10 protein-coding genes are annotated in these 13,859 nt (G+C 62.8%); 6 read left to right on the top strand and 4 right to left on the bottom strand.

Annotation, left to right across the window (positions count from 1 at the left end):
- Positions 1-149 precede the first annotated feature (149 nt).
- From AC15MQ_RS04145 to AC15MQ_RS04125, 5 genes are all read left to right on the top strand, one after another.
- Complete coding sequence (locus AC15MQ_RS04145) at positions 150-1,871, top strand: FAD-dependent oxidoreductase (RefSeq protein WP_483079410.1); 1,722 nt, start codon at positions 150-152, stop codon at positions 1,869-1,871.
- A 91-nt stretch (positions 1,872-1,962) separates the two neighbouring features.
- Entirely contained in the window at positions 1,963-2,505 is a 543-nt protein-coding gene (locus AC15MQ_RS04140) for a hypothetical protein (RefSeq protein WP_287665853.1), read from the top strand.
- The gene (locus AC15MQ_RS04135; RefSeq protein WP_287665852.1) at positions 2,502-3,704 is read left to right on the top strand and encodes a hypothetical protein; all 1,203 of its coding nucleotides are present in this window, start codon (positions 2,502-2,504) and stop codon (positions 3,702-3,704) included. Before AC15MQ_RS04140 ends, AC15MQ_RS04135 begins: the two co-directional genes overlap by 4 nt.
- The gene (locus AC15MQ_RS04130; RefSeq protein WP_287665851.1) at positions 3,701-5,200 is read left to right on the top strand and encodes a patatin-like phospholipase family protein; all 1,500 of its coding nucleotides are present in this window, start codon (positions 3,701-3,703) and stop codon (positions 5,198-5,200) included. Before AC15MQ_RS04135 ends, AC15MQ_RS04130 begins: the two co-directional genes overlap by 4 nt.
- A gap of 79 nt (positions 5,201-5,279) precedes the next feature.
- Positions 5,280-5,633, top strand: a complete 354-nt coding sequence (locus AC15MQ_RS04125) for a hypothetical protein (RefSeq protein WP_483079409.1) — start codon at positions 5,280-5,282, stop codon at positions 5,631-5,633.
- A gap of 357 nt (positions 5,634-5,990) precedes the next feature.
- On the opposite strand, the gene AC15MQ_RS04120 is transcribed toward AC15MQ_RS04125, so the two are convergent.
- From AC15MQ_RS04120 to AC15MQ_RS04105, 4 genes are read right to left on the bottom strand one after another with little or no spacing between them, the layout of a single operon-like run.
- Positions 5,991-7,187 (bottom strand): DUF3322 domain-containing protein, encoded by a 1,197-nt coding sequence (locus AC15MQ_RS04120; protein ID WP_483079408.1) that lies wholly within the window; start codon positions 7,185-7,187, stop codon positions 5,991-5,993.
- Positions 7,184-10,558: an ATP-binding protein gene (locus AC15MQ_RS04115; RefSeq protein WP_483079407.1), complete on the bottom strand. Its 3,375-nt coding sequence runs from the start codon at positions 10,556-10,558 to the stop codon at positions 7,184-7,186. Before AC15MQ_RS04115 ends, AC15MQ_RS04120 begins: the two co-directional genes overlap by 4 nt.
- Positions 10,551-11,195 (bottom strand): DUF4194 domain-containing protein, encoded by a 645-nt coding sequence (locus AC15MQ_RS04110; RefSeq protein WP_483079406.1) that lies wholly within the window; start codon positions 11,193-11,195, stop codon positions 10,551-10,553. Before AC15MQ_RS04110 ends, AC15MQ_RS04115 begins: the two co-directional genes overlap by 8 nt.
- Entirely contained in the window at positions 11,192-12,067 is an 876-nt protein-coding gene (locus AC15MQ_RS04105; protein WP_287665844.1) for a transposase, read from the bottom strand. The genes AC15MQ_RS04110 and AC15MQ_RS04105 overlap by 4 nt, the downstream gene beginning before the upstream one ends.
- Positions 12,068-12,514: 447 nt before the next feature.
- Between AC15MQ_RS04105 and AC15MQ_RS04100 the strand changes: the two genes are divergently transcribed.
- Entirely contained in the window at positions 12,515-13,483 is a 969-nt protein-coding gene (locus AC15MQ_RS04100; protein WP_287654660.1) for a hypothetical protein, read from the top strand.
- Positions 13,484-13,859: the final 376 nt, after the last annotated feature.

The following is a 13,859-nucleotide window of genomic DNA, read 5'->3' as shown; positions in this document are numbered from 1 at the left end:
CGTCGCGGGAAGACCAGGATCAGGCCATCGATGTCGCGGCTGCTATAGTCAAGTTATGGGTAATCGAGTGTTGTTACGCCACGTGAAATGGATGGCTGCGCTGCCGGGCAGCTGCCCGTCGAGGATTGATAGATCATCGGGAGAGTGCCATGGAAGCAAAGAGCCAGAGTGCAAGAACCAAGGTCGTCATCGTCGGTGGCGTGGCGGGTGGTGCCTCGTGCGCGGCACGGCTGCGCAGGCTGGACGAAAACGCGGAAATTCTCATGGTCGAACGCGGACCGTACGTTTCGTACGCCAATTGCGGGCTTCCTTACCATGTCGGCGGCGTGATCGAAAAGGAATCGAGCCTGCTGGTGGCGACTGCTGACACCTTCCGCCGGGTGTTCAATATCGATGTCCGAACGAACTGCGAAGCCGTCTGGATCTCGCCGGACACAAAAACCATCGAGCTGCGCCATGTGGAAACTGGCGAGGTGACCAGCGAGTCCTACGACAAGCTGGTGCTGTCGCCCGGTGCGCCGTCAGTCCGTCCGCCGTTGCCGGGAATCGACCTGCCGGGGATTTTCCAGGTGCGCACCGTGCCCGATGCGCGGGCGATCCGTGACTGGATCGAACGGGGTTCGCTGTTCCTCTCCGGGATGGACAAGTACTCGGGCTTCCAGACGCTCAGGCCGAAGACCCGCGCGGTGGTCATCGGCGGCGGATTCATCGGCCTTGAAACGGCCGAGAACCTTGTGCATCGCGGGTTCGAAGTCACCCTGGTCGAGATGCTCGATCAGGTCCTGGCGCCACTCGATCAGGAAATGGCGCGCATCGTGGAGAGCTATGTGGAGCGGCACGGTATCCGTCTCGCGCTCAATGACGGGGTGGCCGGATTCCAGCAGGCCGCGAACGGCTCGCTCGAGGTTCTGACGAAGTCGGGCAAGGTGCATCCGGCCGACATCGTGATCCTCGCGCTTGGCGTGCGTCCGGAGACGGCTCTGGCGAAGACGGCCGGCCTCGCTATCGGCGAACGCGGCGGGATTCGCGTCGACGAGCAGATGCGCACCAGCAACCCGGACATCTTCGCCGTCGGTGACGCGATCGAAGTCAGGGATTTCGTGACCGGTGAGTGGAGTCTCATCGCGCTCGCCGGGCCGGCGAACCGGCAGGGCCGCATCGCCGCCGACGTGATTGCCGGGCGCGAGTCCCGTTTCCGCGGCACCCAGGGTACCTCGATCATCGGGCTGTTCGGTGCCGCCGCCGCCTGGGTCGGCGCCAGCGAAAAAACGCTCAAGCGGCTCGGCGACAGCGATTATGAAAAGATCTACCTCTACCCGAATTCGCACGCCGGCTACTACCCGGGAGCGCGGCCGATTGCGATGAAAGTGCTCTTCCGAAAGTCCGACGGACGTTTCCTGGGTGCGCAGGCGCTCGGCGAGGATGGCGTAGACAAGCGCATCAGCGCGCTCGCCATGGCGCTCCAGATGGGCGCGACGATCCATGACCTCGAAGAAGCCGAGCTGTGCTACGCGCCGCAGTTCGGAAGCGCGAAGGATCCGGTCAACTTCGCGGGCATGGTCGCTGCGGATATCCTCTGTGGCGACATGCCCTTGAGTCATTGGGATGCTGCCGACAACGCGTTCCTGCTCGATGTGCGCGAACCCGGCGAACTCGCCGTGGAGAGCGTGCCGGGCGTGCTCAACATCCCGCTTGGCCAACTCCGGGCGCGGCTCGACGAGCTTCCCCGCGATCGGGAAATCCTGGTCATTTGCCGTTCCGGCCAGCGTGCCTATTACGCGACACGCGCCCTGCTGCAGAACGGGTTCAAGGCGCGGACGCTGGCCGGCGGGATGTTGTCAAGGTTTCACACTCGCCTGCTGGTGAATTGAATGAGTCAAAGGGTCTTCGCGGTGGCGACTTTGAACCTGCCGCTGGGCATCGGCGGCGGAGCAGGAATTCGTCGGGGGCGGGAAGTGGATCATGGCTGGCGCTGACCGGCAACAGGAAAGCTGGAAGGAACGATTCTTCCACGAGATGGCCGAGTACGGGATCAACGTCATTTATCTGGCGCTCGTATTCGCCGCTTTCACGCAGTACCGGAGACTCGTTCTCGCCGCTCACGACATCATCTACACCAATTACTGGGTGGCAGTGATCCAGGCGTTGATCCTCGGAAAGGTCATCATGATCGGCGCTGTCTTCCATGCTGGTCGCGGCCTTGAGCGGAGACCACTGATTTATCCCACTCTTTACAAGGCTTTGGTCTTTACTCTTCTTGTCGTGTCACTCAACGTCATCGAGCATGCGATCGAGGGCCTCTGGACGGGAAAGGGGCTCGCGGGTGGCTTCGCGGAGTTTGTCGCCAGAGAGCCCCACGAATTGCTCTCCGGATCCCTGGTTCTTCTTGTGGCCTTGATTCCTTTCTTCGCCGTCAAGGAGCTTGGGCGAGGGTTTGGACGGGCGAGGATCAGGGCTCTCCTTTTCCACGAGAGAACAGGGCAGTTCCTTGAGGGCGAAAAATGATCATTGCAAAAACGGTCCGCAGCCTGCAACGACGTTTCAGCCCCAAGGGAAAAACGGCTCTGCGGGTCACTTCTTGGTGCCTGGTGACGGCGGTGATGTTCGCCGCGGGCGCGGAGGCTACCGACTTCGGAACCAAGGGCGGGGCCGAACCCGCCAACATCAACGAGATAGTTGGCGTCCTGCGACAGGATTCTTACGACATGGAGTTGCTGATCAGCTTCGGTACCTCCAAGGGCGGCTCGGCGGGTCACCTCGCCCTGGGCCTCCGGGACGAAGTGCCCGGTGATGACCTGGTCTACTCGGCAAACTTCTATGCCGACCGTGCGCGCAAGCACGAAACTGGCTTCTACACCGAAGATCTCATGATTGGCGTCCCCAAGAAGGAGTATCTGTTCAAGACACGCTCATCGCTCGGCGACACGGCCGCGTTTGGTCTCGACTTTGGGGAGATCTACAAGCGATCGGTCATTGGCGTGCGCGTGTACGGCGTACCGGCTGGCGAGAAGGAAGCGATAGTGGCGTACTTCAGGCGCATCAATGACGACTATCACCGTCACGCCAGGAATACTCAGTACCACGACGGCGAAATCAGGTATGACTACATGCGTCTCAACTGTGCCAAGACCATCGGCTCGGCATTCAGATTTGGCGCTGGATACGACAAACTGGAGGTTACCAGCGCAAAGGTGCTTACCAGACGACGGATCCTGGTGGCGGCAACAGCCAATATTCCCACCGAGATGGCAATGAAGCTCATCAAGGAGTGGAACGTGCGCGGATACGGAATGGACGTGGTGCTTTACAGGAAGTACGAGGGCTCGACCTATGTCGATCCAAACGAGGAAGAAAAGGTGGCCTTCAAGGACCTGCCCAACCGCTTTCCTTCGGTGCTGTCGCGCGACTTCCGCAAGGAACAGGGGCGTTACGAGGACTTCGACAATCTCTTCGCGATGTACCTCCTCCACCATATGGGCAAGTACAGCGTGCGGGTTAACGGCGAGACGACGCTGCTCGAGATCGAGAAGACCAAGGATCACATGGCCTACGCGCAGGCCGTCGAACTCGCTACGCGGTGCGCCCGGTCGGACAGTGAAAACGTCCGTCGGCGCTTGCCGATGCGACCGCTGGGGAGCGGGAACGGGGCACCCACGGATAACGAGCACCTCGACAAGTGCACCGACCAGGCGGAAATGCAATGACGAGACTGCGCGCGCGCTTGCCGGTGATGTTCGCCACGCTGCTTGTTCTCTGCGCTTGCGCAACGCGACCGATCAATCCCCCGATCACGCAGGCCGACCCCGGCGTCGGCTACCGTTTCGAAACACGGCAGTTGTATTTCAAGGACCCGGAAGCGCTGGTCCTTCTCGCCTTTTCCGGCGGGGGCACGCGCGCGGCCGCATTTTCTTTTGGCGTCCTGGAATTCCTGCGGCGTACCGAGGTCGACAGGGCGAATGGCGAAAAGGTCCGCCTGCTCGATGCGGTCGGCGTCATTACCGGGGTGTCGGGCGGCAGCTTCACAGCGCTGGCCTATGGTCTCTATGGAGACAAGCTGTTCGCCGATTACGAACAACGCTTTCTGAAGCGTAACGTGCAAGGCGAGATCATCAGCCGCTTATTCAACCCGGCCCGCTGGGGTGACCTTTGGTGGACCCGGTGGGGGCGCTCTGAAATGGCGGCCGATCTGTATGACGAGATCCTGTTCAACGGCGCGACCTTCGCCGATCTCGAACGCGGCAAAGGTCCGCTTGTTCTCGCCTCGGCCACCGACCTCTCGACCGGAGCCCGTCTGGTCTTCGACCAGAACGTCTTCGACGCGCTGTGTTCGGACCTTGGCGCGGTGAAACTCTCGCGCGCCGCCGCGGCCTCGTCGGCGGTGCCGGTGGTGCTTTCGGCGGTCACGATCAACAACTACGGCGGCACCTGCAATTATCAAACGCCTTCCTGGCTGCAATTTCTTGGCGGAGCGGCTGACCCGCCGCGCACGGCCGCGCGCGCAAGGCGCGACTTTGACGAACGGCTCGCCTTCGCCGATGGCGCGCAACGCCCATACATCCATCTCGTAGACGGTGGTGTCGCGGACAACGTGGGCATGCGTTCTGTACTGACCCTGCTCGAGTTGATGGAGGCATTGCAAGGCGCCGGGGTGCCGACACCGTTCGACCGCACGCGCAGGATCGTCGTTTTCGTCGTCAACTCGGTGTCCTCGCCCCCGACCCGCTGGGACCAATCGGATACGCCCCCGGGCATGATAAGCACATTGCTCCAGGCGTCCAGCGTGCCGATTGATCATTATTCCTACGAAGCGACGGAGTTGCTGCGAGACAAGGCGGCGCGCTGGCAGTCGCTGCGTCGGCTTCGGCAATCGGCGGCATTTGCGGACCACCAGGATGCCGCGATCGCTGACGACCTTAAAGGCCCGGAGGTTGAGATCTATGCCATCGACGTCTCGTTTGCGGCCCTGCAGGACAAGGCCGAATTCGACTACCTGAATAGCCTGCCCACCAGCTTCGTGCTGCCCGCTGAAGCGGTGGATCGTTTGCGTACCGCGGCAGGAGTGATCATCATGGCGTCACCCGAATTCCAACGGCTCCTCAAGGACGTCGGGGCGAAGGTGGCTCCCGAATCCGCATCGATGGAACCGGCGACATCAGCGGTGCGGCGTGCGTTCCCGACGGCTACACCGGCGGCCAGATAGCGGAAACCCATTTTCGGCTTTGGCTCCCTGCTGGTGGCCCTGTAATTGAATCAGCCAGCGCTTTCGATTGGAGGGCTACATGGGTATTCTCGATTGGTTCAAGAACCGACCGGGCCAGTACGATCCGGATCGGGTATCCGACGAGTTGGTGCAATGGGGGGTCGAGAAAGCGATGACGCTGACCAACCCCAGACTCAAGCTGTTGCCAACCTGCCAAAAACGCCTGACACCCGCCGTCGCGACGACGATCGAATTCCTGCGCGCGCAGGCCCGGGCGCTGCCAGCCGTCCGACAGGTTTCGTCGACGTTTTGGTCAGCCGATCCGGCCTTGCGGGCTTTCTTCGTCGCGCCTTCGGATATCCCGCCGGTAATCAGGAATGTGGCAATACTAAAACCGCAAGGGCTCACAGAGCGAGCCTTTCAAATCGCCTGAAAAAAATAGTCAGCGCTGGCGGGACGACGATTCTGCTGGTTGGTGGCTCTGTTGGTGCGCGGTTTCACGGCGAAATCGGCAACGCCGGGCTTGACGCGCAGATACTGGCAAAGCCTGCCCACCACTTCGCGATCAAAACTCCTGGTCGTGGTAGTAGCGGTCCAGCATGGCGCGGGAGATGCCTGCGGCGCGGCAGATTTCGGCGAGCTTGACGGCGTGCGCCGTTCACGGCGCCGACACGCCGACCGACGGCGCGCGCGGCATTCTGTCCGACACGCAGGGCCTGATGGACTGGTTTGGCGGCCTGTTTGCGACACCGGAGCAGGACGGCATGACGCCGGCGGAATTCGCGGCGGCCTATAACGCCTCGGGGGCCGACGCGTCGAGCCCTGCCAGCGCCGCCTCGACCCAGCCAAAACCGATCCGCTCCTGTTCGAGACGCAGATTTCTGCGCAGGCGGTTGTCGCGCAGGTCGTCGTACAGGGCACCCTCCTCTGCGTTCAGTCGTGGCAGATCACGCAACGTCTGCCGGTCCTCCTCGCCCCATTGCGTGGCGAAAGCCAGCAGCGTCGCACGATCCATCAGGAACGATTCGACGTCGGCGAAATGGGCGCGCAACTGGTCGAGGATGGCGAAGCCGTGGGTGTCGATGTCACCCCAGTAGTGGATGCGGCAGCGCGACAGCCATGCGGCCTCGCGCAGCATCTCGAAGCCGTAACCGGCGCCGAAGAGGATCAGGCTGTGCGGCACCGCCGGAAAGGCGAGGAAGTTGATCTCGTTCTCGGTAATGAAAACGCGTTCGACTTGCGGGTCGATCCGGGCAAAGCTCCGGGCATCGAGGGTGAGGTCCTGCTCGGGGTCGCCGGCCAGCAGGGCATGCCGACGATCGAGAAGCCGGAAACGGATACGCTGCGGTTTGTCACGGAAGCCGTAGCGGCGGGCGAACTGGCTCATTCCGGCGGCCGATGGGTCGATCGCCGCGGGCGGCAGCGCGAGATCGAGCAACTCGCCGAGCACGCCGCGCTGCGCTTCGATGAACTTGCTGTGCACGCCGGGGATATCCACCTGCCGCAGGTAGACGCCGGGGCGAGGATGGCGCTGCAGCCAGGCCACGATGTCGAGCAGTCGGCGCCATTCCTCGGCCAGTTCGAGCGCCCGCAGCGGCCGCTTCGCCAGCCATGCCAGGAGTTCCGGCTGGCATGCGCGCGTCGCTTCGAGCAGGCCGCCGAAGCGGCTGGCCTCGCGCCGCTTGCCGACGATCGCCAGGGCGTCGTCGAGGGTATCGATCCACACTTCCTGCGGCACCGCGTTGGTGCCGAACAGGCGGTGCCGGAACTCGCGCATCTCGACCCGGCAGTGCGGCATTGCCCGCAGTTCGCCGATCCAGGCGCGCACCGCGTCGAAGCGGTCGGTCATCTCCTGCGAACTCGGCCCACGCAGCGTCAGGCGCCTTGGAAACAGCGGCTCGCCGGTGACGACGCCGGCCAGCAGATCACCACGCTCCCACAGCTTCTGCACCTGGGCGCGCAGTGCCGCCGGCCGCGTCCAGCTCATCCCGACGCCTTCGCCTTCTCGGCGCGGTACTCCTCGATCGACAGGTTGCGCAGCTTCGAGGTGCGGCCTTCCTCGTTGTGGACGAAGCCGACGCTGGCGACGAAGGGTTCGATGATGTGGATCTTCTGCAGCGGAGTGACGATCAGCAGTTGCAGGTTGAGCTGGGCGAACAGCCGCAAACCATATTGCGCCGACTCGTCCGAGCCGCGCCCGAAAGCCTCGTCGATGACCACGAAGCGGAACGACCGCGAACGTACGGCGCCCCATTCGAGGCCGAACTGATAGGCGAGGCTCGCCGCCAGGATGGTGTAGGCCAGCTTCTCCTTCTGGCCGCCCGACTTGCCTCCCGAATCGGAATAATGCTCGTGTTCGCTGTGGTCCTCGCGCCAGCGTTCGCTGGCGGCAAAGACGAACCAGTAGCGCACGTCGGTAACCTTGGCCGTCCACCGGCGGTCGGCTTCGGAGAGACCCTCGCGACCGCGCAGGCGCTCGATGATCCGCCTGACCTGCAGGAACTTGGCTTCCGAATATTGCGCGTCGTCCGATCCGGTCAGCGACCCTTCGGTGCAAGCCCGCAGCTCGCTCTGGAAGTCGCGGATGTCGGCATCCGGCGTCGGTTGCACTTCGAGCGCGATGTAACGTCCCGGGTTGTAATCGATCTGCGTCAGGGAGGTGTTGATGCGCGCGATGCGTTCGCGGATGGTCTCGCGCCACATCGCCAGTTGCGCGTTGAAGTTCGCCACTTCGCGGATGGTGTTCTCGTTGAGCAGTTCCTTGAAGCGGGCCTCGAAACGCGGCAGGTCGTCGGCCTGCAGCTTGTCGAGCATGTTGCGGTATTCGAAGACCGCTTCGATGCTGGCATCGACTTCCGCGGTGTCGAGTTTGAACTCCTCCTTGTAGGCGACCATCGCCTGGATGATCCGGTCACGCAACCCGTTGAGCTTGCGCGACTCGGCTTCGATGCGCGTCTGCAACCAGACGCGCGTCTCGTGCTCACGGTTCTCGCACGATTCGACGCTGAGTTGATGCTCGCCGAGCGCCTCCTGGCGCACGCCATCGAGGCGTTCGAAATACGGCAGCTGTGCGGCCATCCCCGGCTCAAGCAAGAGCGCCTGTGTCTGCGCGTGCAGGGCCGCGGCATCGCTCTGCCGCTGCTCGAGTCGTGAGCGTTTGTCGCGGTGCTCCGCCAGTTGGCCTTCGAGTGCCTTTAGCGCGGCGACGACTTCACGCAGCCGCTCGCTGAGTTGCTTGAGCAGGTCGGAGGCTGACTCCAGCCCCCGCTTCTCATCCTGCAGCCTGGCCACCTCGGTCGCCAGCGACTGCCAGTCGAGCTCATGGAAATCGGCGTATTCGTCGAGCCGTGACAACGCCGTCAGACGCTCCTTGAGCGCGTTCTGCTCGTGCTGGATCCTGCCGATGCGGCTACCCAGCTCGGCGAGGCGCGCTTCGAGTGTTCTGGCGTTGGCTTCGAGCGCCGCGATCTTGGCGGCGTTGCTCCAGCCGAGCACATAGCGACTGCGATCGTCGAGGCGATGGCGATCGTCCTTTTCGTGCCGCTCGCCGGGCGCCTTGATCTGGCCGGCGCGCGTGATCGCCCGCAGCTCGCGCCGGAACTGCTCCTGGGTGGCACAGCAGGCGACGTCGAAGCGATGCGCCAGTTCGCGCTCCAGCCAGTCGTAATACGGCGAATCCGGTTTGACCGAAAGCTTGCGCACCAGCGAGTCGCGGTGCAGATCGGGGAGTTCATTGCGCGCACTCCGACGCACCCGAAAATAGACCAGACGCCCCTTGAGCTGGGTCTTGTCGACCCACTCGGCAACGCGCGCGTAATCGTCGTCGGGCACCAGCAGCGACAGGCCGAAATTGCGCAGCAAGCGTTCGGCTGCGCCTTCCCAGTCGCGCTCGTCGGGGCGCACCTGCAGCAACTCGCCGGCAAACGGCATCGCCTCCTCGGACAGCGCCAGCGCCTGACAGAGCGCGCTGCGCATCGCCACCTGTTCGGCCGGGATATTGCTGCGCCGGGCCTTGAGACTGCGGATCTCGGATGACAGCTCGTCGTGTTCTAGCTTGCCCTGGCGCAGGCTGACACCGTGCTCGGTGAGCGCGTTCTGCAAGCCCGCCTCGCGTTCGCGGGCCTCCTCGGCCAGCGACGAGCAGCGCTGGCGCTGGTCGAGAAAAGCCGCCTCATCGGCGCCGGGACTGTCGCCGATGGCGCGCACCAGGTCGGCATAACGCTGCGCCTTGCGCCGGCGCCCCTGGCAATCCTGATCGAGCCGACGAATCTCGGCGGCCAGCCGTTCGAGCCGATCGCCGCCGTTGTCGGCGATGTTCTGCTTGAGTTCGGCCTCCAGTGCGCGTTGCGTGTCGCACTGCGCCTCGCAGCGCCTGACCTGCGCGTCCTGGCGGCGCCAGTCTTCGGCCAGGCCGGCGATGCGCTTGTCGAGCAGGCCGAGCTTGAGGCCGGCGAAGTAGGCCTTGAGCGCCTCACGGCAACTGCGCAGTTCCTCGACCTGCAGCGCCAACGCGCCATGCTGGTTGCCGTGGGCGACCAGCGGCGAGAGCAGCGCCACCTGGCGCTTGGCCTTCAGCACCGCTTCATGCGCCCGGTTCAAGTCGTCGAAATGACCAAGCAGCGCGGCAATGCGTGGCTCGACGTCGAAGGGTTCGAGCATGTGACTGCGCACGAAGTCGGTCAGATTGCCGACCGACTTCATCGACACCGTCTGGTGAAAGAGATCCAGCGCCTGTTCGTTGTCGATGCCGAAGCGGCGGCGAAACCAGGCGCCGTACGGCGGGAAGCTGTCGAAGACCTCGCAGCCGGGTCGCCGCAGTCGCTTGCGCAGCGCCGCGATGTCCGTGCCGAAATGGGCAAAGTCGCCGGCGATCGAGAGATCGCGTTCGGCGACGACGAAGAAGCGCGCCGGCTGCCCCTGCGCGTCCTTGATCCAGAACACCTGCGCCAGCGTAACCGTCTGGTCGTAGCCGGCGTTGTGAAAGACGCCAAGGATTACCGAGTAGTGGTTGTGGTCGCGCAGCGCCACCGGCCGGGCCGTGCCGCTGAGTTCGTTACGCTCGGATTTGTAGTGGCCGAGAACGTACGAGCGCAACGTCCGTTCGCGGCTGTCGGCACCGGCGGCCTTGTTGTAGGCAATACGCTGCGCCGGCACCAGCAGCGTCGTCACCGCATCGACCAGCGTCGACTTGCCCGAGCCGATGTCGCCGGTCAGCAGGGCGTTCCTGCCCTCCGGACTGAGCGTCCACACCCGCCCGTCGAATGTTCCCCAGTTGAACACTTCGAGACGCTGCAGGCGGAAACCCGAAAGCGTGTCGTCGGCCATGAAATCCAGGCCGAGGCTTTGCGGCTCACTCATCGACGACCCCCTGCTGCCCGGCGAGCAGCGCGCGATAGCCGGCCAGCCGCTGATCGAATTCGGCCAGCCACTGCGCATCGACGAAAGCCTTGAGGATCCGCCGCACCTCGACCATCGTCGGCTGTCCAGGGCCGACCTTCAGGCGACGCAGGAAACCGAGTTCGATGACCTTGCCGAGATGGGCATCGATCTGGTCGATCAGCCGCGCCTCGTTGCTGCCTTCGGGCAGGAACACCCGCATCAGTTCGGCGACCTCGTCGCGCGCAAGGACCAGGCGCGTGTCGCCACCGCTGGCATCGAACTCGGCCAGCTTCTTGCGCAGCAACGCGAGCAACAGACTGACCGGAAACGACAACGGGCGCCGCGCCACCAGTCGCGGCAGGCGCGGCGTCGAAGCGTCGTCGGGTTCGGGACGCGAGCGCAGGAATGCGTAGCCCTCCGCTTCGTCGAGCACCAGTTCGAGGTTGAGCACCGCGACGTAGTCGCGCACCCGGCTCTGGAGAGTGAGCAGAGCATTCCACAGACCGGCGTCCTCTTCCTGGTAGATCACCCCCTTGAGCAGGGGAATCACCAGGGCCGACAGTTCGGGGCTGGCAGCCGCCGTCGCGGCAGAGGCTTCGAGATCTTCCTGCATCATTCCGCCGGCGCCTGTTTGACGATCATTTTCTTGCGGTCTTGTTCAAACTTCCGCACCGCGCGACTGACGGTCATGTAGTGGACCGCGAAGTGGCGCCCGATCTCTGCCATCGTATAAGCACCGGATAGGTAAGCCTCTGCCATCGCCTGATCTCTATCGGCGTGGCGCGCCCCGTATTCATCCAGCGACAAGGCGATCGATCGTCGGTGCGCCCTGGAAACTTCGCGCAGATCCTCTGCGTTCCTGGTCTGCGAATGGCGCCCCACGAACGCCTTGTCACCCAGCAACAGTTGATGGCGAGTGGCCAACATCGGACTAGGCAAGCCCGCGCCCGCCATCACGAACTGACCATAGCTCCTGAGCGCTTCGCCGCGGTTGGGACCAAACTGACCCAGCAACCCCTCCGTATCCAGCCACGGCGGCGGTGCCTCCTGGCCGGCAGTGCAAGGATAACTGCTCCAGCGCCAGTCCTCGAGCGATTCCACCAGCTTGGCGCGCAGTGGGTTCAGCACGACGTAGCGAGTCAACTCCAGCAAGTGGGCTTCCTTTTGTACGAGGATCGCCTTGTAGCGCCCCTGAAAGAGATGGCCAACCAGGCCATGGCGGCGGTTGAAACGCTGCGTATAAAGGCCGTTCAATTGCCGCATCCCACTCGATAGATTACCGTCCACTGTCTCCACCAGCAGGTGATAGTGATTGGTCATCTGGCAAAAGGCATGCACCACCCAGTTGAACCGCGCGCAAGCAAGACCCAGCACCTCCAGCCAATCCCTGCGATCATCGTCGCTCAGGAAAATATCTTCCCGACGATCACCGCGCGAGGTGACGTGATATACAGCACCCGGAAATTCCAGCCTCAATGGTCTAGCCATCTGTGGAGTGTAACAGAAATGATGGAATGTTAGAACTGACCCCTATGGCTCCTGACCCCTATGGCTCCTGACCCCTATGGCTCCTGACCCCTATGGCTCCTGACCCCTATGGCTCCTGACCCCTATGGCTCCTGACCCCTATGGCTCCTGACCCCTATGGCTCCTGACCCCTATGGCTCCTGACCCCTATGGCTCCTGAACTGACCCCTATGGCTCCTGAACTGACCCCTATGGCTCCTGAACTGACCCCTATGGCTCCTGAACTGACCCCTATGGCTCCTGCTGACCCCTATGGTGCCTATGGCGTGGACCCCTAGGGCGTGGTGGAACCAACAACCGTCATGTAAACTCGAATACTTGTACTTGTCCGCTTGCCTTCGGCTACCAGGATCGGCGAGATTTCCGGAGGCGAGAAACTCCTGAACCTATATCTTTTGGGGAGCAGCAATGAGATCCCGAATTCTTGCCTATGCGGCCGTTATTGTCGCCCTGATCCCGCTGTCGGTACATGCCGGATTCACGGTGACTGTCACGTCCTTGGCTCAGGGAAACATTCCCACACATCAAGAAGATTACCAGCGCTACTCTTCTCTCGCTGATTGGACGTCGGCAGGATTTGTCGCCACCACGCATGCCCATGCCGACAGGGACGCCTTCGATTCACCCTTCGATGGGGCAGATGCGACCGCCGTGTTTGACCAGTCCAACCCGACAAACGCCGTCTTGCGGTCCAAGGTCGTGGCGCGGCGCTTTTATGGTGGTCGCTATCAAAACATCGTTTGGGCGCAGAGCATCTTTTCCCTGAACTATGGCCTGCAGATTGAAAACCTGACGGGATCCCCTGTCGACGTGAACTTTGCTGGCGAAATGCATGGACTGTTTGCGACTCCCGTACGTGACTTTGCGCACGTACAAGCGGAGGAGAAAGTGCATCTGACTGGTCTGACGACGACAGGCAGCGACAGGGGCAGTCTATTCGTAAACTTTGATGGTGCGAAGTCCGATGGACTGTGGTCGAGTTTTGTCCATCCAGCCAAGGTCCATGACGACGTCTATGGAACGATCGACGGATTCGAACTCAATTCATTCGAGTACTACGGATCGAGGTCGGTCGCCGGTGGCGCGATGGTCGTCAGCGATGTCGACTACGATCTCGTTCTGACTGCAGATCTCGATATTGGCAACGGCCTGGCACTGGTGGACTTCACAAATACAGGACACCTGATGGTGACGGCAACCGATCCGTTCACCGGCGCAGATCGCAGTTCGGACATCCGCGTCACGCTGGTGCCGATTGTGCCATCGGTCTCGGTGCCTGAACCAATCGGCCTCATTCTGCTACCTCTTGGCGCCCTCGCATTGACCCGCAGACACCACGCACACAGAGTGCAGCAGCGTCAGGAGACCGCAGTCTAAGGGTCAGTTCTGCAGTCTAAGGCTGCGGAGCGGGGTCAGTGCGGAGCGGGGTCCGGAGAGCGGGACTGGGGTCAGGGGACTGGGGTCAGTCAACGGACGGCAACGCACGGGGTCAGCGGCAACGCACGGGGTCAGTTCTAACATTCGCAACGGACGGGTTCAGTTCTAACATTCGCAACGGACGGGTTCAGTTCTAACATTCGAACACATCCATGCGCGCAACCCCGCCGGCATTGCGGTGCGCCACTGCTTGCAGGCATGCCAGCGAGATGCGGGTGGCGGCTTGAACCAGCGGTCGCCGGTGTTCTCTGCGCCGCGCCCATTCAAGTAAACCGCTTGTGGGATGCGGCGCGGCACGACCCGACCGCAATGTGCC

Source organism: Candidatus Accumulibacter propinquus (assembly GCF_056856495.1).
This window is presented reverse-complemented; position numbering and strand designations above follow the sequence as displayed.